The organism is Enterobacter cloacae complex sp. 2022EL-00981, assembly GCF_028737495.1.
Taxonomy (GTDB): domain Bacteria; phylum Pseudomonadota; class Gammaproteobacteria; order Enterobacterales; family Enterobacteriaceae; genus Enterobacter; species Enterobacter cloacae.
This window is the reverse complement of record NZ_JAQZRK010000008.1, coordinates 126,723-146,444: the sequence shown is the minus strand read 5'-3', so window position 1 is coordinate 146,444 and position 19,722 is coordinate 126,723. Positions and strand designations below refer to the sequence as shown.

Below are 19,722 nucleotides of genomic sequence, written 5' to 3'. Positions count from 1 at the left end.
GAATCACCAAATTTTGAAGCCTATACTAAATTTGGTTCGATTAATTACGATAAATATTAAGTGTTAACGGGAGCCGGAGTGCTCCCGTTTTACCATGGAAGGCATTTCGGCAAGGGATATCTCCCTTCCTCTGTTCTACGTCGGATACTAGCCTCGCGGTATTTACCGTGAGATTTCTCACAAACCATAAAAAGCGTCTACGCTGTTTGAAGGTTCTGATCACAGTAAGGTGATGGAGAAGCTATGAGTTCATCGTGTATAGAAGAAGTCAGCGTTCCGGACGATAACTGGTCCCGGATCGTCAGTGAACTGTTAGGTCGTGCAGGCATCACTATCAACGGATCTTCACCCTCCGATCCGCAGGTCAAACATCCCGATTTTTTTAAACGCGTGCTGCGCGAGGGATCGTTAGGGCTGGGCGAAAGCTATATGGATGGCTGGTGGGATTGCGAGCGGCTGGATATTTTCTTTGCCAGCGTTTTACGCGCCGGTCTGGAGAACCAGCTTCCCCGCAATATAAAAGATACGTTGCGCGTCGCCTCCGCCCGTTTGTTCAATCTGCAAAGCAAAAAGCGGGCGTGGATCGTGGGCAAAGAGCACTACGACCTCGGTAACGATTTGTTCAGCCGCATGCTGGATCCCTTCATGCAATACTCCTGCGCCTACTGGAAAAAGGCGACAACCCTCGAAGAAGCCCAGCAGGATAAACTGCGTCTGATTAGCGAGAAACTGCAGCTGCAGCCCGGCATGCGTGTGCTGGATATCGGCTGTGGCTGGGGCGGTCTGGCGTATTTTATGGCGAAGCACTACGGCGTCAGCGTGGTCGGCGTAACCATTTCAGCCGAACAGCAAAAAATGGCCCGGGAGCGCTGTCAGGGTCTCGACGTTGATATCCGTCTGCAGGATTACCGCGACCTCAACGAGCAGTTTGATCGCATTGTTTCCGTGGGCATGTTTGAGCACGTGGGGCCGAAAAATTACGACACCTATTTTGAGGTGGTGGATCGTAATTTAAAACCCGACGGCATCTTCCTGCTGCACACCATAGGCTCTAAGCGCACGGACAATAACGTTGACCCGTGGATCAATAAATACATCTTCCCGAATGGCTGTTTGCCTTCCGTTCGCCAGATTGCCAACGCCAGCGAAAGCCACTTCATTATGGAAGACTGGCATAACTTTGGCGCGGATTACGACACCACGCTTATGGCGTGGCATGAACGTTTCCAGCAAGCGTGGCCTGAGATTGCAGACAACTATTCTGAACGATTTAAACGGATGTTCAGCTATTATCTGAATGCCTGCGCAGGTGCGTTCCGCGCGCGTGATATTCAGCTCTGGCAGGTGGTCTTCAGTCGCGGGATTGAACACGGCTTACGTGTGCCGCGCTAAAAAATAACCCCGGGTATCCGGGGTTATTTTTTTATTCTTCTTCGGTGGCCTTTATTATGGCTGCCTCTTTCGCCGCCAGCACACGCTCGACGGTATCCACCACCGCCTGGGTTTGCGGATCGATTTCGATATTCACACGCTGCCCCAGTTTTTTCGCCCCCAGCGTCGTACGCTGCAGCGTTTCCGGAATTAAATGCACGCAAAAACGCGTCGGCGTCACTTCTCCGACTGTCAGGCTAATCCCATCAATACCAATAAATCCTTTATACAGGATGTATTTCATTAATGACGGATCCTGCACTTTAAACCAGATTTGACGGTTATTTTCAGAGGTGACAATTTTCGCCACTTCGGCGGTGGTCATGATATGGCCCGACATCAGGTGGCCGCCAATTTCATCGCTAAACTTCGCCGCACGCTCTACGTTTACGGTATCGCCCACCACCAGTGCGCCCAGGTTGGTGATACGCAGCGTTTCTTTCATTAAATCAAAGCTAATCTGGTTGCCGTTAATTTCGGTCACCGTCAGGCAGCAGCCGTTATGCGCAACCGATGCACCGGTTTCGATGCCATCCAGCATATATTCTGGCAGCTCAACGACGTGAGTACGGAAATTAGGTTTTTCATCAATGGACACCACTTTAGCGGTGCCCTGCACAATACCAGTAAACATGCTTACAACTCCTGTATTTTCCGGACGGTGGTGACACCGTTTAATCCCACCACAATAACAGTTGGAAATACAGGTTGCCAGAGCAGCGCATTTTCTGGCGATTTTTTCACTAGATTAATAGCTAAAGCCCGCTACAATAGCTGGCACCCCCTCTGCTTTTTCTTCTTGCTGCCAGTTACGGCGGCTTTTTTAGTCTCTCATATAACTACAAAATAAAGGTGTTCACGTGCAGAAGTACATGAATGAAGCGCGGCAGTTATTGGCACTGGCTATCCCGGTGATCATCGCGCAGGTGGCCCAGACCGCAATGGGATTTGTGGATACGGTGATGGCCGGTGGCTACAGCGCCACCGATATGGCCGCCGTGGCAATCGGAACCTCTATCTGGCTTCCGGCCATTCTCTTCGGTCACGGCCTGCTGCTGGCACTCACGCCGGTTATCGCCCAGCTGAATGGTTCCGGCCGACGTGAACGTATCGCCCATCAGGTGCGCCAGGGCTTTTGGCTGGCTGGTTTTGTCTCCGTACTGATTATGATCGTGCTCTGGAACGCCGGGCATATCATTCGCGCCATGCATAATATCGACCCGGCTCTGGCAGACAAAGCCGTGGGGTATCTGCGCGCCCTGCTCTGGGGTGTACCGGGTTATCTCTTCTTCCAGGTGGCGCGTAACCAGTGCGAAGGCCTGGCAAAAACCAAGCCGGGGATGGTCATGGGCTTTATCGGTTTACTGGTCAACATTCCGGTGAACTATATCTTTATTTACGGCCATTTTGGTATGCCGGAGCTTGGCGGCGTAGGCTGCGGCGTGGCAACAGCGGCGGTGTACTGGGTGATGTTCTTTAGCATACTCACCTTTGTTAAACACGCCCGCTCCCTGCGTGATATCCGTAATGAGCGTTCATTCAGCACGCCGGACTGGCACATTATGATGCGTCTGGTCCAGCTGGGGCTGCCCATTGCGCTGGCACTGTTCTTCGAAGTGACTCTGTTTGCCGTGGTCGCCCTGCTGGTCTCGCCGCTGGGCATTGTGAACGTGGCCGGACACCAGATTGCGCTGAACTTCAGCTCGCTGATGTTCGTCCTGCCGATGTCGCTGGCGGCCGCGGTCACCATCCGCGTCGGCTTTCGTCTGGGGCAAGGTTCAACCCTTGATGCACAAACGGCTGCACGCACCGGGCTCGGCGTGGGTGTCTGTATGGCGGTCTGCACCGCGCTTTTCACCGTCGCACTGCGGGAGCAAATTGCCCTGCTCTACAATGACAACCCGGAAGTGGTGATGCTGGCATCGCATCTGATGCTGCTGGCAGCGGTATACCAGATCTCTGACTCCATCCAGGTGATCGGCAGCGGCGTACTGCGTGGTTATAAAGATACCCGCTCCATCTTCTTTATTACCTTCATCGCCTACTGGGTGTTGGGTCTGCCGAGCGGTTACATTCTCGCGCTCACCGATCTGGTGGTGGATCGTATGGGGCCCGCGGGGTTCTGGATCGGCTTTATCATCGGTCTGACCTCTGCGGCTATCATGATGATGCTGCGTATGCGCTTCCTGCAGCGTCAGCCATCCACGGTAATTTTGCAACGCGCCGCACGTTAAATACACAGTAGCCGCCTGCTGGCGGCTACTTTCTCTTCACTTTGCGCGGTAATGAAGCAATCGCGTGAAATCAGAGAGAAAAATGCATTTTGCCTCTTGCCACTGCGGTGCTGTGCCGCTAATATTCGTCCCCGTTGTCACCGACAACACGTTGCGTTCATAGCTCAGTTGGTTAGAGCACCACCTTGACATGGTGGGGGTCGTTGGTTCGAGTCCAATTGAACGCACCATTCTGCGTCCGTAGCTCAGTTGGTTAGAGCACCACCTTGACATGGTGGGGGTCGGTGGTTCGAGTCCACTCGGACGCACCATTTCAGTCCTGAAATGGTGCAAATCCTCTTCTTGTAGTCTGAATAATCCCAATCGTCTGATTTTTTACGCTTTCTCCTGCTACGCTTTTCATATGACAAAAAAAAGCAGGAACAGTGTCGATGAAAAAAATCGCCATTATCGGCTCCGGCCCCACAGGGATTTACACCTTTTACGCGCTCCTGAAGCATAAAACGCCACTGGCCGTTTCCATTTTCGAAAAAGCCGAGGAAGCGGGCGTGGGCATGCCCTATCGAATTGATGAAAACTCGCGTCTGATGCTGGCGAATATTGCCAGCATTGAAATCCCGCCCGTTTTTATGACCTACCTCGACTGGTTAAAAGAGCAGAGTGCAGCCCATCTCGCCCGCTATCACGTCGATAAAGCTTCCCTGCATGATCGGCAGTTTCTGCCCCGTATTCTGCTGGGGGAGTATTTTCGCGACAGTTTTCTCACGGTGGTTAAAGAGGCCCGCAGGCTGGGATTTCAGGTCGATATCCATGAATCCGCCGAGGTGACGGATATCGCCACCGACAAAGACGGCGTTACGCTTTCGGTAAATGACAACCGCTTACCTGAACGCTTCAACCTTGCCGTCATCGCCACCGGCCACGTCTGGCCTGATGAGGATGAGGCCACGCGCACCTTCTTCCCAAGCCCCTGGTCCGGGTTGATGGACGCTGACATTCCAGCCTGTCGGGTGGGGATTATGGGGACCTCATTAAGCGGACTGGACGCCGCCATGGCGGTTGTTATGCAGCATGGCGCCTTTGTTGATGACAAATTCGTTCTGGATAAGGGCAGCGAGGCGTTAAAAATAGTCCTCATGTCCCGGACAGGCATTCTCCCTGAGGCCGATTTTTACTGCCCTATTCCTTACGAGCCGCTGTCGGTATTAACTGAATTTGTCATTGAGAATGAAATCGCCAAAGGGTCTGACGGCCTGCTGGATCGTATTTTTGCCCTGATGGTGAAAGAGCTGGAACTCGCCGACCCGGCATGGTGTGAGAAAATCGGGCTGCGCGCCCTGGATGCGGACACCCTTCGCGATGCCTGGTTTGAGGACCGCAAACAGCACGGTCCGTTTAGCTGGGCAGAAGCCAATCTGAATGAGGTCGAACGCAACAAACGTGAGCGGCGAACGGTGCCCTGGCGCTACACCGTGCTTCGGTTGCACGAGGTGGTTCAGGAGATCGTGCCGCATCTTAATGGGCAGGACCAGGAACGCTTCAAACAGGGACTGGCGCGGGTGTTTATCGACAACTACGCCGCCATTCCACCGCAGTCTATCCGTCGGCTGCTTGCGCTGCGCGAGGCCGGGATCATCAGCGTTGTCGCATTAGGTGATGATTACACGCTGGATGTCGGTCGCGCCCAAACGGCGATCGCGACTGAAGACAACACCTATCTCTTTGACGTGTTTATTGATGCCCGCGGGCAAAAACCGCTGAAAACAGAGGATCTGCCTTTCCCGACACTGCGCAAACAGCTGCAGGCGACAGGCGACGAGATCCCTGATATTGGCGAGGATTACACGCTTAAAGCACCAGAAACGGTGCGCGGGAGAATCGCGTTTGGCGCGATACCGTGGCTGATGCACGATCATCCCTTCGTTCAGGGACTGGCCGAGTGTGCGGAGATTGCCGGGTCGATGGCGAAAGCGGCGGAAAAACCCGCTTCTGGGTTACGCAGGAGATTGTCGTATTTCGATAGCTGACAGGGCTTCCATGCCCTGATCGTCATTATTCGAAGAACACTTCCGGGTTCTCAGACAGAGAAACGAAGGTTTTCGTCGCTTTATCCAGCGCACGAATTTCACCGCTCTCAATGTCATACACCCAGCCGTGCAGGCGAAGGGCGTTATTGCGCAGACCCACAGCAACGGATGGATGGGTCTTGATGTTGCTCAGCTGCGCAAACACGTTCTCCTGCACCATCGCATTCACTTTGTCGATCGGCTGATCCCAGCTTTTCTTCTCCACCACCGCTTTAGCGGCATCAGAATAACGCAACCAGTGAGAGACGGCAGGCATCGGCTCCAGATTGGCGTTATCCGCAATCGCCTTCATCGCCCCGCAGTTGGAGTGACCGCAAATCACAATATCCGTCACGCCCAGCGCCACAACGGCATATTCGATGGTTGCGGAGACACCGCCCGGCTCTGGCCCGAACGGCGGCACAATGTTGCCAGCATTTCGAATGACAAAGAGCTGTCCTGGCTCTTGCTGAGTGACCAGTTCTGGTACCAGACGGCTGTCGGAGCATGAGATGAACAGCGCTTTGGGATTCTGGCTGGACGCTAAACTGCGGAAGAGCTCTTTACGTTGCGGGAAAATCTCTTTTTGAAAGTTGAGGAAACCTTCAATGATATGTTGCATAGCAATTTCTCTTTTATCTGTTGTCGTTTAGGTATGATCGGGATCACACTCGTGAAGTTTACCCATCGTGCTTTACCTGAGACAAGCAATATATTTCTGGCCCGACCGCTGCACAATCTCGTCAGCTTTTGCCAGGATGTTTTGTCCCTCAAAGGCACCGTACAGGCGGGCAAATTTTTTGCCTTCCAGAAGACCGGTAATCCGCTCAACGGTGCGGGCAGGCAGCGGCAGCATATTCGGGTAGCTCCACATAAACGAAACGGCGTCTTTTCCGGGCGTGACCTGAAGAATATCCCCCGCCAGCAATACGCCTTCGCCCTCCTGCCAGTGCAGCACCGTGCCGCCTGCAAAATGTCCCCCCAGACGCAGCAAGGTGACCGACGGGAATAGTTCCAGCGCATCCCCTTCCCAGAACTGAATGGCAGGACTGCCGCGCATGACCCACTCTCTGTCGCTGGCGTGCAGGTACACCGGTGCATCAAATGCCGCAGCCCATGTCTGCATGGTGGTGTAATAGTGTGGGTGCGAAATCGCAATCGCGCTGATGCCGCCGAGCGCAGTAATGAGCGTTTTGGTTGCCGGGTCGAGGTTGGCAATACAGTCCCAGAGAATATTGCCGTGCGGGGTACGCAAAAGCAGCGCGCGCTGGTTAATCGCAAAGGCAGGCACCGTTTTGATACTGAACAGCTGTGGCTCCAGTTGCTGCCATTTGTTGCTGTGGGTGGAAGTCACGGTAGCAAAGTCAATCCACGCCTGGCCGCTGTGCGGAACATACTGGCGTTCATCCTCGCAAATCGGGCATGTTTCCGGCGTGGTGTCATACGCAGTACCGCAGGTTTTGCAGAGTGTCATCATATGCATTCCTCAGCCATAAAGCAGAGAGTATGGCAGGGATTGTCCATATGTGCTGCGAGGTACATTGCTGGCCTTTTTTGCCCTATACTGTGCCAGTATCAAAAACTGAATAAAGCAGGTGCCACATGGAAATTGATCTCGAAAACCTGGTCTTTAACGGGCTGGATGAAGCAGAAGAGCGTAATGCGGAACGTCTGGACGACGCAGATAAAAAAGCCCAGGCGATTGTTGCAGATGACGACTGCGGCGATGCCTGCAAGATCTGATGAAAAAGCACCGGTTAACCCGGTGCTTTTTTTTATGTTACTTTTTCAGCCCGTCAATGGCCGCCTGCGCGCAGGCTTCATCAAGATGACCACCCGGCGCACCGCCGATGCCAATCGCCCCGATCACCTCATCGCCCTCTTTCACCGGCAGGCCGCCCGCCAGCAGCAGGAAGCCCGGAATATCACGCATGTTTTGCGCGCCAGCGTTGCTCTGCGCCGCTTCCATCACTTTGCCTGAGGCATTCTTTGCGCTGAGCGCCGTCCAGGCTTTCATTTCGCTGGCTTTAACCGTATGAGGACCGGCATTGTCCGTACGCTGCACGGCTTTCACCACGCCCGCACGGTCAACCACGGTGACCGTCACCTGATAATTCTTTGCCGTACACGCCTGAATGGCGGACGTGGCCAGCGCATTCGCCTGCGCCAGCGAGAGACTCTTTTGGTTTAACGTATCGGCTTGTGCCGACAGACTTACGCTACCTGCGGCCAGTGCCGCAACCATCATTAATTTTTTCATCGCACTTCCTCGCGTGTTGGGATACGTAGCAGAGCGTACCCCGCCGGGCGATGAAACATAATTCGGTTGAATACGCACTCAACCTGGTAGTTATACGGATTGCAATTTATCGTATTCGCGTATTGCCTGAACCAGACTGCCGACCCCAAGCTTGGTAAACGCCGCCGCGCGGTGTGCTTCCACCGTCCGTGGCGAGAGATTCAGCCGGGCGGCCACCTCTTTGTTGCTGAGCCCTTTCATCAACTCCCCCAGCACCTCATGCTCCCGCGCGGTTAATTGTGCGAAGCGCGCTTTCACCCGGGAGGTTTCCTGCCAGCCGGCAAACCGGCGCTGACTCTCCTCAAAGGCTAACCCTACCGTTTCAATAAGCTTATCGGCATCCAGCGGTTTGGTGAAAAACTCAAACACGCCGTTACGAAATGCCCGACGACAGGCATCTACGGTCCCGTGCCCGGTCATGATAATTACCGGCAGCAGGGGCCAGGGCCATTTCCCCTCCTCAAGCCAGGTGAGCCCGCCTTTGCCCGGCATCCGCATATCCAGCAGCATGCAGCCTACCAGCTCTGTGTCCCGTGCATGGGCTGCGGTAAAGGCATCAACGCTTTCAAACGTCCTGACCGGCCACCCCATGCCCGAAAGCAAAAACGTCATCGATTCTCTGATGGATTCATCATCATCAATCAGCCAGATTGTGTTATCCAACCGTAGCCCCCTTTCCGTTTGCCAGTTGTAGCCGGATCTCTGCCCCGCCCTGCGGTGCATTGCCCAGCGTAATCGATCCATTCATACGCGTCATTAATGATTCCGTTAAGGTCATTCCCAGTCCAATGCCCTCTTCCCGGCCGCTGTAAAACGGCATAAAGGCATTTTGTAACGCCTCCTGGCTAAAGCCGGGCCCGCCGTCCGTCACGGTAATCTGAATGCCGCTCTCGGTTTTGTGGCTTTCAATCTTTACCCAGCCAGCAGGACTCGCCTGTTGGGCCTGAATCGCATTGCTGAGCAGATTATGCAGCACCTGCTCCAGCCAGAGCGGGTCGGCCAGCACGGTGGTGGCCCCGGGGGCAAACGCATGACTGACCGAGATATGTTCAGCCCTGCGCTCATGCTCAAGTAAGTTCACCACCTGTAGCCAGCATGCTGCCAGATCGGTTTCCCGCAGGGTGACTTTCTCCTTCACAACGTGCTCACGAAAACGGGTTAATAATGCGCTAATACGCTGCGTTTGCGTCAGCGCAGCCGACAGCGCCTGCGACACGGCCTGGCCGTTTTCCTGCTGTAACTGACGCTGCGCGCCCTGGATCCACGTCTGGACGGCGGTCAGCGGCTGGTTTATCTCATGCACAATACCGGCGGTGATCTCCCCCAGGGTATTGAGCCTGGCGTGCTGGTAATAGCGCGCCCTTTGCTCGGCGTCTTTACGTGCTTTACGCTGCCAGAGCACCACGCTTGCCAGCGCAATCACTATCCCCCAGCCGATAAACAGTAAAGGGTAAACAGACCAGGAGACGCCAAACCAGTCCGGCCGGGAATCCGCTTCAAGCGTAAAAGGTTGCGTATGTTGCGGGAAGGTGCGTTGCCAGTGCCAGAATGCGTCAGAGGGCCGTTCTTCTCCGGTCGGTATGAAGCGGATCCCCAGATGGGTAAACGGATGATGCGCATTCAGAATCGGGCCGAGATCCACCCGCACGCGGATCTGACGCCAGGGGTTATAAAGCCAGTACTGCATCTCGTGGGCAGGCTCCACCCGCGCCGCATCCAGTGGGCGTCCCGTCGTTTTTTCCAGGGCGAGCAGATGGGGGAATTTTTTGCGCAAGGCGGCAATGTCTTCATCGCCATTCAGAAGCGGTAAGACCGATTCATTTTGCGTCAGGACCGCGCTTAATTCGGAAAATAACGCCGAGAACTCACGGTCTCGTTCCCAGAACTGACGGCGAATTTGTTCGGCGTAGAGCAGTATGCCGCTGAGTGTGCACGCTATCGCCCAAAGAACGATAGCGCGTTTCATCATGCTGTTGGTGGTCATTGCGTTAACAGGGGCAGTGGCGAATGCCGAGACCTTACCAGCTAACCCTGTTAAGAACAAAAAAACGTGGGGTCAGACCTCCGGCGTATGTTTAAAGCCAGTCAGCATGAGCATTAACCCGTCTGGTGATGAGGCTGGTTCAAACTGATAATGATTCCCCTGGCGATCGCCACCGATATACCACGAGATCTCGGTTTTCCCTTCCGCCAGCGCCTTACGCACGGCTTTATCCACGTCGACCATCCGGTATTCACGAACATGGTTCAGATAAAGCACGGCATCGGAACGGTAATTACAGGCCGGACGCGACGACCACTTCACGGTCGCAGGATCCCAGTCATTACTGGCCGGATAAAAGAAAATCTGATCGTCCCCATTGTTTTCTACCTTCCCACCGAAAATACGGACGCGGTATTTAAACAAGGACGGATCCTGCCCGGCGGGCAGCGGTGGGATATGGAATTTTACCAGGCTCAGCGTCTCGCTGTTTTTTGTGCGTCCACCGTTCTGCCAGTTATCTTCTACCAGTAACACCTGCGGTGAAGGTTGAGTGATGTTCGGTTCAAGACTGCTGAGCCAGACATTGGCCTTCGCCATAGAATAACCATAGGGCACGGTTGAACCACAATCCATACCGCGGTTCATGCAGCGTTCGGTCATAAAGCGGGCGGCATCGTCCGTCCAGCCGTTCATGAAATCGGCATGCGCCGTGTAGAGGCTACCCCAGCGTTCTTCACGTTCAGCCCCCTGCATCACCGGATCGAGCGACAGTTGCGCCTGACGGGTGTCCAGGCGGGTAATACCATGCAGCACGTAAGCCACATTCATATTAACCGTTGGAATTTTTACCGGGAACGCGCTCGGGCACTGGCCGTTAACGTCATACGCCGCATTGGCCAGACCGTGGTCGGGCTTCAGATTCACACCGTCCCAGCAGTTCGGAAATTGAATGCCAATATTAAACTGGGCGGCATCGTTAGCTTTACGCAGCCCGCACACCTCCCCGATTTTGCTGCTATAGCCATTCCCGTTCGCGCATAAAAAGCTGATATGGGGGTTGGGCGTGCTGCCGTGATGATCCCCGGCGAGCAGCGACAGCCCGGCCGGGAACGGGTGCAAGGGATAGGCATCAACCTTCGAGGCCTGATAATAGGTTTTTTGATAGGCCGGTTTGACCACCGTTCCGTCGGGTAATCTCAGAGAAGGCGCCCAGTAGGCAGAGCCGTCGGCCTTGTTATCACAGGTCGTCTCTTCGTGCTGGCGCAAGGTTTCCCGGGTTGAAAAGGCATCGGTATGGGTATTGCCAAAGAAATCGTGCCACATGGCCTGGTTGGGCATACCAAACATCATGATGGCGTCATCGCCGAGGGTGTGGGAGTAACTGCAGACCACATGCGCCTGTGGCCCGCCATGGGCCGCCTGCATGGCAATCAGTGACGCGGTGGCTAAAAGGGCGGGCGTGAATACAGTCCGTTTCATCTTCATCTCCATCTGTGAAAGGAGATATTGGTAACAAAACGGTCTGCGTTAACCGAGGATTTCCCAGCGTATTTTTCCGCTCATCCACGCTTTACAGCGTCGAGGCACAGCTCATTCCAGTACATTTCGCGCGTGCGGCGCAGTTCAGCGTGGCGTTTTATCATGGAACCACTCCGGGTCAATGTTGGCCACGTCCACGCCATACAGACTGGCGACAGGCAGTATCGACTCAAGAACACGTTGCGCGCTGTTCTCCGCATTCGCGGGACGGGTCGCAAAAAACCGCCGTAACGTGCTTATCCACTTTTTCATCGTCTGTACCCCTCTCGCTTTACCTGCCTACAGTTAAACACCCAAATTCCACGCCGGTGAAATACCAATATCCACTGTTGATATGCAGATTCTGCAAATGCCATCACATTGCGTCACCTGCATGTAACACCCTGTGCACTAATGTTTTTTTGTTTAAAGCAAAGAACAATTTCTTATTTGGCGATAGCTTTCGCTTATGGGAGCGTAACGGAACAAAACAAACACGACGGGATGACGTATGACGATGGCAGCAAATAAAAAAGGGTTCATTGCGCTGGGTTTACTGGCAACAGGTAGCCTGCTTTCTACACAAGTTCAGGCCGATCGGCTGGCGGATATTAAAGCCGCAGGTGTGGTAAAAGTGGCGACCTTTGATGCCAACCCGCCGTTTGGTTCAGTTGATGCCAACACGCATGAGATTGTGGGCTACGACGTGGATTTTGCCAGAGCGCTGGCAAAATCGCTGGGCGTGAAGCTGGAGCTGGTCGCCACCAACCCGGCGAATCGCATTCCCCTGCTCCAGTCCGGGAAAGCGGATTTAATTGTAGCGGATATCACCATCACCCCGGAGCGGGCGCAGGTGATTGATTTCTCGACGCCGTATTTTGTCACTGGTCAGCAATTCCTGGTGCCGGCAAAATCCGCCGATAAGCTGGACGCTTACAGCCACGCACGCATTGGCGCGGTAAAAGGTACCACCGGCGAACAGGCGCTGCACCAGCGGTTCCCGCAAACCCGCGTGCTCTCCTACGACGATATTCCGCTGGCGCTGACGGCGCTTCGCAACGGTAACGTGCAAGCGATCACCCAGGACAGCACCATTTTGGCCGGTCTGCTGGCGCAGGCCCCGGATAAAGCGAACTTCAAAATTCTGCCCGACCTGCTCAGCAAAGAAGAGATTGGTGTGGGTGTCAAAAAGGGGGAACCGGCACTACTGAAAGCCGTCAATGATGAGCTGGTGAACCTGGAGAAAAACGGCCAGGCAGCAAAAATCTACGATCTCTGGTTTGGTCCAAACACCCCGTCTCCACAGCCACGCGCCTTTACCATAGAAGCGAAGTAAGATGCTCTCAGGTTTATTTTCCCACTCCGCGGCCGGTGCCGCGGATTTTTCACGTCTGAAACAGGCCAGCGTCGAGTTCCACAATGTCGGCAAACGTTACGGTGATCATCAGGTTTTAAACGGCATTAATCTCACCATTACGCCTGGCGAAGTGGTCGCCATCCTGGGACCTTCGGGTTCAGGTAAATCCACCCTGATCCGTCTAATCAACCAGCTTGAGACGCTAAGCGGCGGCGAGATCCTGATTGACAACAAACCCACCGGGCGACTTTCGCGCCTTGCGCTGCGCCAGTTACGCAGTCGCGTCGGATTTGTGTTCCAGCAGTTCAATCTCTACACCCATCTCACCGCCAGCCAAAACATCACCCTGGCGCTGGAGCATGTTCACGGCTGGAAGCCCCTGCCAGCTCAGGCGCGTGCGCTGACGCTGCTGGAGAACGTGGGCATGCTGGAGAAGGCAGACCATTTCCCAGCGGAACTCTCCGGTGGCCAACAGCAGCGAGTGGCGATTGCACGCGCGCTGGCCTCCTCGCCGCAAATTATTCTCTTCGACGAACCGACGTCTGCGCTCGACCCCGAAATGATTGGCGAAGTGTTACTGGTCATGAAAGCGCTGGCTCACAGCGGAATCACTATGATTGTGGTTACGCATGAGATGCAGTTTGCCCGGGAAATTGCCGACCGGATTGTTTTTATCGACGGCGGACAGATCCTGGAAACCGCCCCGCCGGAGCAATTTTTCCGCCACCCGTCGCACCCGCGCGCGCGGCGTTTTCTGCAAAAGGTTTTGAACCCGCTGCATCAGGAGCCGTTGTAATGCCCGCGCTCGACTGGCAGGGGGTGCTCACCGGACAGCCCCTGCAATGGATTGTATCCGGTTTTCTCACCACCCTATGGGTGACGCTCGCCGGGGCGATACTGGCAAGCCTGCTTGCGCTGCTTTTTCTGCTCCTGCGCCTCTCAGGCGGGCGCCTCGGCAACATGGTGGTCAGTTGCTGGGTGTCGCTGTTTCGCAATACCCCGCTGCTGGTACAGCTGCTGTTCTGGTATTTTGCCGCCTGGAACGGCCTGCCGCAGGCATTTCGCGATGCGGTGAATGCGGATCACCGCTGGTCGATTCTCCCCGGCGACGTCTGGTGGTTCACCCCCGAGTTTTTGTGCTCGGCCTGGGGGCTGGGCGTGTTTATCTCGGCTTTTCTCATTGAAGAAGTGGCGTCCGGGTTGCGCGCCGTTCCGGGCGGGCAACGGGAGGCGGCGCTCTCCCAGGGCTTCTCCGCGTGGCATCTGTTTCGTTACATCCTGCTGCCGCAGGGGCTGGCGAACGCCTGGCAGCCCATTGTGGGGCAGTACCTTAACCTGATGAAACTCTCCTCGCTTGCCAGCGGTATTGGCTTTGCCGAACTGACCTGTCAGGTCCGGCAGATTGAGAGCTTTAACGCTCACGCGCTGGAGGCGTTTACCGTCGGCACTCTGCTCTATCTGTTCACCGGCGTGATGATGGGCATGGCGCTGGTGCGCCTCGGACCCGCTCCAAAACGTCAACGCCAGAAGACGACACTCACAGGGAGTGAAAAACATGATTGCCGGACTTAACGTGATTATCGATAACCTGGACTATCTGCTGTGGGGACGCGCGGCTACGGGTGAACCCGGCGGAGTCTTGCTCTCATTACTGATGGCCGCAGGCGCGGCGCTCCTTGCGCTGCCGGGCGGCGTAGTCCTTGCCTGTCTGGCCTGGCGCTATTCCGGGAGGATACGTAAGACACTGTTTCTGTGGGCGGAGCTTATCCGGGGTATCCCGTTAATCTTTGTGATCTTCTGGATGTGGTATCTGCTGCCGCTTATTATCGGCGGCGATCTGCCAGGAGCGCTGACCGTGACGCTGGCGCTGGCGTGGTTTACGGCGGCATCGGTGATGCACTCAGTATTCGCGGGCATTCACGCGCTGCCGTCGGGTCAGTACGAGGCGGCCTTAACGCAAGGATTCAGCACACAACAAATCCTGTGGCGCATCCTGCTGCCGCAGGCGATGCGTAATATCCTGCCCTCTCTGGTGGGGATTTTTATCAGCCTGCTTAAAGACACGTCGCTGGCGTTCATTGTGAACGTGCCTGAACTGACCACGGTGGCGGGGCAAGTGAACAACCGGGTGCAAATTTACCCGGCGGCCATCTTTATTTTCACGGGTGTCGTTTATTACCTTCTCTGCTGTTCCCTGGAACAGCTTGCAAAGCGCTGGCGCATCAACCGGCCAGCGCTTTAACCACTGTTTCCATCGCCTGGGTGGTTAACTCGCTCCGTTTTACGCGCTGGTTCGCCAGCGCCGTACGCAGTACCCCGGCAATCACGATATGCTTGGGCTCCTGCCCTAAGTCACGCATCTCCAGAACGACTTTCCCTACCACCCGACACATCTCCTGGTACAGCTCTTCGTCTTTGGTCACATTGCCCATGGCGATCCACTCCGTTGCCCTAAACCGTCAGCTTAAATGATCCCTCGCCCGGATACAAAAAAGAAGCCCGGCGAGAAACTCACCGGGCTTCCTAAGCTAAATCAATTAATTAGTTATTTACCGGGATCACCGCGCCTTTGTACTTGGTGCGGATCCAGTCCTGAATCTCTTTGGAGTGCAGCACGTTCACCAGCGCAACGATATCTTTCTTCTTCTCGTCACCGCGATGTACGGTAATGATATTGGCATACGGGTTGTTTTCACCGCTCTCAACCGCAATCGGGTCGTGAACCGGATCCAGACCGGCGTCAATCGCGTAGTTGGCGTTGATCACGACCGCCGCACCTTCATCGTTGTTGTACATCTGCGGCAGCAGAGACGCTTCCACGTTAGGGGTGAACTGCAGCTTTTTCGGGTTCTCCACGATGTCGCTGATGCGCGCGGTCACTTTGTCGATGCCAGGCTTCAGCTTGATCACCCCCTCTTTTTCGAAGATAGAGAGAATACGCCCCTCTTCAGAAACGGCATCACGCATGATGATTTTGCCGCCTTCCGGCAGGTCTTTCAGCGACTTGTATTTTTTGGAGTAGATGCCGATGGGCTCGATGTGGATCGCGCCTGCGCTGACAAAATCATAATCCTTATCGCCTTCGTGATCTTTCAGCACGCTGTTCAGATAAGGGATGTGCTGGAAGTAGTTCGCGTCAATGTCGTGGCCCGCCAGGGCAGTGTTGGGCAGAATGTAGTCCTGGAACGGTTTGATCTCCAGGTCGATACCCTGCTTCGCCAGAATCGGCTTCGCCTGCTCAAGAATTTCAGCATGTGGCGTATTTGACGCGCCCACGGTGAGGGTGTCAGCCCAGGAGGCAAAGCTCAGGGCGCTGAGGGTTGCTGCGGCGATCAGTGTCAGTGTCTTTTTCATGATGATGGTTCCTGTGTGTATTTATTAGCGTTTATCTAACAGTGAGGTAATGATGTCGCCGCAGAACTGGATAACGAAAACGATGATCAAAATGGTCACCGTTGCCACCAGCGTGACGTCACCATGGTTGCGCTGGAATCCTTCCAGATAAGCCAGATTTCCCAACCCACCGGCGCCGATCACTCCGGCCATTGCGCTGTAGCTCACCAGCGCAATCAGCGTCACCGTAATACCTGAAACCAGTGCGGGTGATGATTCCGGCAGTAAAACCCGAAACACTAAGGTGCTCAGTCGTGCCCCCATTGAGCGCGTTGCTTCTATGACGCCTTTATCCACTTCACGCAGGGCGATCTCCACCAGGCGGGCGTAGAACGGTGCGGCACCCACAATCAGGGCAGGCAGTGCCGCGTTAGCCCCCAGGATGGTGCCAACAACGGTCTTGGTGAACGGGATCAGCAAAACAATCAGAATGATGAACGGGATAGAGCGGAACACGTTCACCACAATTGAAATGACGCTATAGACCGTGCGGTTGTAGAACAATCCGCCGCGGGCGGTTAAAAACAGCGCCAGACCCAGTACGATCCCCAGCACAAAGGTCGCCACACCGGAGAGCGCGGTCATGTACAGCGTCTCAAGCGTTGCCGCCCAGAGCTGATCCCACTTCAGATGCGGAAAGAGATTCTCAGCCATGTTTAATCACCTCGCCTTCAATATCGCTGTGCTTCAGGTCGGCGAGGATATTGTTCAGTTGTTCATCGGATGCCACCACGTGTACCCACAGTTGGCCAAACACGCCGTGCGCCGTCTGGGTCATTTTTCCGTGCAGAATGTTAAACGGCAGGCCGTAGCGCAGCGTCAATTCACCCACAATCGGTTTATGTGTGCTGTGCCCGGTGAAGGTCAGACGGATGACCGTCCCTTCCAGATCGTTTGCCAGCTCGGTATTAAAGGTCTCTTCCTCGGCGTACTGACTCACCTGGCGGACAAACTGCTGCGTAATCGGCTGCTGCGGATGGGTAAAAACGCTCAGCACGTCGCCCTCTTCCACCACTTTACCGTTCTCCATCACCGCCACCCGGTCACAGATTTTGCGCACCACGTGCATCTCGTGGGTAATGAGGACGATGGTCAGCCTGAACCGACGGTTTATGTCCAGCAGCAGATCGAGGATCTGATCGGTGGTCTGTGGGTCGAGCGCAGAGGTGGCTTCGTCACAGAGCAGCACGTCCGGGTTGTTCGCCAGCGCACGCGCAATGCCCACGCGCTGCTTTTGCCCGCCGCTCAGCTGCGACGGATACGCATTTTCGCGGCCTTTCAGCCCGACCAGTTCCACCAGCTCGGCCACGCGGGCCTGAATCCTGGCTTTTGGCACCCCGGCGATTTGCATCGAAAAGGCAATGTTTTCCGCTACCGTTCGCGACCACAGCAGGTTGAAGTGCTGGAACACCATGCTGATCTTCAGACGCGCCTGTCGCAGCGCTTCCCCCTTTGCGGCAGAAATGTCCTGACCGTTAATGGTCACGCTGCCGCTGCTCGGTTTTTCCAGGCCATTTAACAGGCGGATAAGCGTACTTTTCCCCGCGCCGCTGTAGCCAATAATGCCGTATATCTGCCCCTGCTCAATCGTCAGATTGACGTTATCAACGGCCGTGAGCGCCACCTTGCCGTTGTCAAAGACCTTCGAAATATTGCTGAGAACAATCATTCTTATTCGTTATCCGTCCGCCCTGGCGGTTTAGAAGTATGGATGTCCAAACGATAGTAATCAGCCGTTACTTGCTTTTAAATGAACAAATAAGCATGTGTTATAACCAGCGGGAATAAACACTACCTGTCGCGGGCGGAACCCGTTTAGACCAATTTCAGCAATGTTTATCTGCACGATGCATATGTCAGAGACGACCCACGCCAAAAACGCGTATTTTTTCAACATATTCTGCTGATATAGCCATCCTCACATCCGGAGCACTTTACGTCTTGCTATCCTGACATCCAAAAACACCATTTATATTCTTTTCTGTTCTAAAAAGCAGAGATTCGTTCTTTCTTGCGAAATTTTCACCGCCCTATCATCCCGTCATGACCTCCTGAAAGGAAAAAACCATGACGATTTACCACTCCGTCACTGAACTGATTGGCCATACACCGGTTATCCAGCTGCATAAACTGGACACCGGCCTCTGTTCGCTGTTTCTGAAACTGGAGAACCAGAACCCGGGTGGCTCTATAAAGGACCGCGTGGCGCTGTCGATGATTAATGAAGCGGAGCGCACCGGCCAGCTGCAGCCGGGCGGCACGATTATTGAGGCCACGGCGGGGAATACCGGCCTGGGGCTGGCCCTGATCGCCGCCCAGAAAGGCTATTCGCTGATCCTGGTGGTACCGGACAAAATGAGCCGCGAGAAAATCTTCCACCTTCGCGCGCTGGGTGCCCAGGTGGTACTGACGCGTTCGGACGTCAATAAGGGCCATCCCGCCTATTACCAGGATTATGCCCGGCGTCTGGCGAGTGAACTGCCCGGCGCGTTTTACATCGACCAGTTCAATAACGAAGCCAATCCGCTGGCGCACCGTACCACCACCGCGCCGGAGCTGTTTGAACAGCTTAACGGCAGGATCGACGCCATCGTGGTGGGCGTGGGGTCAGGCGGCACGCTGGGTGGCCTGCAGGCGTGGTTCGCCGAACACTCTCCGCACACGGAGTTTGTCCTCGCAGACCCGGCAGGATCGGTTCTGGCCGACCAGGTGGAAACCGGACGCTACCGCGATGCGGGCTCCTGGCTGGTTGAGGGAATTGGCGAAGACTTTATTCCGCCACTGGCCCACATTGACGGGGTGAATCGCGCCTGGCGCATCACCGACCGCGACGCGTTCGCCACCGCGCGCGAGCTGCTGAAAACGGAAGGCATTCTGGCTGGCTCCTCCAGCGGAACCCTGCTGGCAGCCGCGCTGAAGTATTGCCAGGCACAGACCACGCCGAAACGCGTGGTGACCTTCGCCTGCGACAGCGGCAACAAATACCTCTCAAAGATGTTCAACGATGACTGGATGCGCCAGCAGGGGCTGATGTCTCGCCCGCAGGCAGGCGATCTCTCTGACTACATTGCGCTGCGCCACGACGAGGGCGCCACCGTCACCGCCGCCCCGGACGACACGCTTTCCACCGTACAGGCACGCATGCGCCTGTATGACATCTCGCAGCTGCCAGTGCTGGAGAACGGCAAGGTGGTGGGTATTATCGATGAGTGGGATCTGCTGCGCCACATTGGCGGCGACGGGGCTCGCTTTGCCCTCCCCGTCACGGCGGCCATGACGCAACAGGTGGAGTTTCTCGATAAACATGCGCCGGAAAGTGCCCTGCACGCCATCTTCGACCGCGGTCTGGTGGCGGTGATTAATGACAATGATCGTTTTCTGGGTCTGATCACCCGCAGCGATCTCCTCACCGCCTGGCGCAACCGTCTACAGCAATAAGG

At 55.3% G+C, this 19,722-nt stretch carries 21 protein-coding genes and 2 tRNA genes; 11 read left to right on the top strand and 12 right to left on the bottom strand.

Annotated features, from left to right (window positions below; translation table 11 throughout):
• The first annotated feature begins 243 nt into the window (after positions 1–243).
• On the top strand, positions 244–1,392 hold the full coding sequence (gene cfa, locus PUZ33_RS10015) for a cyclopropane fatty acyl phospholipid synthase (RefSeq protein WP_013096932.1): 1,149 nt from the start codon (positions 244–246) through the stop codon (positions 1,390–1,392).
• 31 nt (positions 1,393–1,423) lie between these two features.
• On the opposite strand, the gene PUZ33_RS10010 is transcribed toward cfa, so the two are convergent.
• A complete protein-coding gene (locus tag PUZ33_RS10010) occupies positions 1,424–2,065 on the bottom strand; it encodes a riboflavin synthase (RefSeq protein WP_058681479.1) in 642 nt (213 codons plus the stop codon).
• 226 nt (positions 2,066–2,291) lie between these two features.
• Between PUZ33_RS10010 and mdtK the strand changes: the two genes are divergently transcribed.
• From mdtK to PUZ33_RS09990, 4 genes are all read left to right on the top strand, one after another.
• Positions 2,292–3,665 (top strand): MdtK family multidrug efflux MATE transporter, encoded by a 1,374-nt coding sequence (gene mdtK / locus PUZ33_RS10005; protein ID WP_013096934.1) that lies wholly within the window; start codon positions 2,292–2,294, stop codon positions 3,663–3,665.
• Between the two features lie 153 nt (positions 3,666–3,818).
• Positions 3,819–3,895 (top strand) — tRNA-Val (locus tag PUZ33_RS10000).
• Positions 3,896–3,899: 4 nt separating this feature from the next.
• A tRNA-Val gene (locus PUZ33_RS09995) sits at positions 3,900–3,976 on the top strand.
• Positions 3,977–4,096: 120 nt separating this feature from the next.
• Entirely contained in the window at positions 4,097–5,692 is a 1,596-nt protein-coding gene (locus PUZ33_RS09990) for an FAD-NAD(P)-binding protein (protein ID WP_058681478.1), read from the top strand.
• Between the two features lie 25 nt (positions 5,693–5,717).
• Here PUZ33_RS09990 and PUZ33_RS09985 read toward each other — a convergent pair whose 3' ends face one another.
• Positions 5,718–6,353, bottom strand: coding sequence for a carbonic anhydrase (locus tag PUZ33_RS09985; RefSeq protein ID WP_013096936.1), 636 nt, complete (start codon positions 6,351–6,353; stop codon positions 5,718–5,720).
• A 72-nt stretch (positions 6,354–6,425) separates the two neighbouring features.
• Positions 6,426–7,208 (bottom strand): hypothetical protein, encoded by a 783-nt coding sequence (locus tag PUZ33_RS09980; protein WP_058681477.1) that lies wholly within the window; start codon positions 7,206–7,208, stop codon positions 6,426–6,428.
• 125 nt (positions 7,209–7,333) lie between these two features.
• On the opposite strand from PUZ33_RS09980, the gene PUZ33_RS09975 reads away from it, so the two are divergent.
• Complete coding sequence (locus tag PUZ33_RS09975) at positions 7,334–7,474, top strand: hypothetical protein (protein ID WP_013096938.1); 141 nt, start codon at positions 7,334–7,336, stop codon at positions 7,472–7,474.
• 37 nt (positions 7,475–7,511) lie between these two features.
• On the opposite strand, the gene PUZ33_RS09970 is transcribed toward PUZ33_RS09975, so the two are convergent.
• The 5 genes from PUZ33_RS09970 to PUZ33_RS09950 all read right to left on the bottom strand — a co-directional run bounded on the left by PUZ33_RS09970 (position 7,512) and on the right by PUZ33_RS09950 (position 11,805).
• Positions 7,512–7,991, bottom strand: coding sequence for a GlcG/HbpS family heme-binding protein (locus PUZ33_RS09970; RefSeq protein WP_020688318.1), 480 nt, complete (start codon positions 7,989–7,991; stop codon positions 7,512–7,514).
• Positions 7,992–8,081: 90 nt separating this feature from the next.
• Positions 8,082–8,693 (bottom strand): response regulator transcription factor, encoded by a 612-nt coding sequence (locus PUZ33_RS09965; RefSeq protein WP_058681476.1) that lies wholly within the window; start codon positions 8,691–8,693, stop codon positions 8,082–8,084.
• A complete protein-coding gene (locus PUZ33_RS09960; RefSeq protein ID WP_058681475.1) occupies positions 8,686–10,014 on the bottom strand; it encodes a sensor histidine kinase in 1,329 nt (442 codons plus the stop codon). Before PUZ33_RS09960 ends, PUZ33_RS09965 begins: the two co-directional genes overlap by 8 nt.
• A gap of 72 nt (positions 10,015–10,086) precedes the next feature.
• Entirely contained in the window at positions 10,087–11,493 is a 1,407-nt protein-coding gene (locus PUZ33_RS09955) for a DUF1996 domain-containing protein (RefSeq protein ID WP_062676716.1), read from the bottom strand.
• Positions 11,494–11,637: 144 nt separating this feature from the next.
• Positions 11,638–11,805, bottom strand: coding sequence for a hypothetical protein (locus PUZ33_RS09950; protein ID WP_008500610.1), 168 nt, complete (start codon positions 11,803–11,805; stop codon positions 11,638–11,640).
• A 244-nt stretch (positions 11,806–12,049) separates the two neighbouring features.
• Here PUZ33_RS09950 and PUZ33_RS09945 point away from each other — a divergent pair, with 244 nt between their 5' ends.
• Genes PUZ33_RS09945 through PUZ33_RS09930 form a run of 4 tightly spaced genes read left to right on the top strand, consistent with a single transcriptional unit; the run spans position 12,050 to position 15,131 of the window.
• On the top strand, positions 12,050–12,868 hold the full coding sequence (locus tag PUZ33_RS09945) for an ABC transporter substrate-binding protein (protein ID WP_058681487.1): 819 nt from the start codon (positions 12,050–12,052) through the stop codon (positions 12,866–12,868).
• Between the two features lies 1 nt (position 12,869).
• Positions 12,870–13,685 (top strand): amino acid ABC transporter ATP-binding protein, encoded by an 816-nt coding sequence (locus PUZ33_RS09940; RefSeq protein ID WP_062676715.1) that lies wholly within the window; start codon positions 12,870–12,872, stop codon positions 13,683–13,685.
• Complete coding sequence (locus PUZ33_RS09935; protein WP_058681473.1) at positions 13,685–14,461, top strand: amino acid ABC transporter permease; 777 nt, start codon at positions 13,685–13,687, stop codon at positions 14,459–14,461. Before PUZ33_RS09940 ends, PUZ33_RS09935 begins: the two co-directional genes overlap by 1 nt.
• Positions 14,445–15,131: an amino acid ABC transporter permease gene (locus tag PUZ33_RS09930; protein WP_058681472.1), complete on the top strand. Its 687-nt coding sequence runs from the start codon at positions 14,445–14,447 to the stop codon at positions 15,129–15,131. Before PUZ33_RS09935 ends, PUZ33_RS09930 begins: the two co-directional genes overlap by 17 nt.
• Here the strand turns inward: PUZ33_RS09930 and fumD are convergent.
• The 4 genes from fumD to PUZ33_RS09910 all read right to left on the bottom strand — a co-directional run bounded on the left by fumD (position 15,112) and on the right by PUZ33_RS09910 (position 17,951).
• Positions 15,112–15,321, bottom strand: coding sequence for a fumarate hydratase FumD (gene fumD, locus PUZ33_RS09925; protein ID WP_013096944.1), 210 nt, complete (start codon positions 15,319–15,321; stop codon positions 15,112–15,114). The two genes, PUZ33_RS09930 and fumD, sit on opposite strands and share 20 nt — an antisense overlap.
• A gap of 109 nt (positions 15,322–15,430) precedes the next feature.
• The gene (locus PUZ33_RS09920) at positions 15,431–16,243 is read right to left on the bottom strand and encodes a MetQ/NlpA family ABC transporter substrate-binding protein (RefSeq protein ID WP_013096945.1); all 813 of its coding nucleotides are present in this window, start codon (positions 16,241–16,243) and stop codon (positions 15,431–15,433) included.
• A 24-nt stretch (positions 16,244–16,267) separates the two neighbouring features.
• Positions 16,268–16,936 carry a methionine ABC transporter permease gene (locus tag PUZ33_RS09915; protein WP_047023693.1) on the bottom strand — a complete coding sequence of 223 codons (669 nt, stop codon included), beginning with the start codon at positions 16,934–16,936 and terminating at the stop codon, positions 16,268–16,270.
• Entirely contained in the window at positions 16,929–17,951 is a 1,023-nt protein-coding gene (locus tag PUZ33_RS09910; RefSeq protein WP_020688322.1) for a methionine ABC transporter ATP-binding protein, read from the bottom strand. Before PUZ33_RS09910 ends, PUZ33_RS09915 begins: the two co-directional genes overlap by 8 nt.
• 398 nt (positions 17,952–18,349) lie before the next feature.
• Between PUZ33_RS09910 and PUZ33_RS09905 the strand changes: the two genes are divergently transcribed.
• Positions 18,350–19,720: a pyridoxal-phosphate dependent enzyme gene (locus tag PUZ33_RS09905; protein ID WP_058681471.1), complete on the top strand. Its 1,371-nt coding sequence runs from the start codon at positions 18,350–18,352 to the stop codon at positions 19,718–19,720.
• Positions 19,721–19,722: the final 2 nt, after the last annotated feature.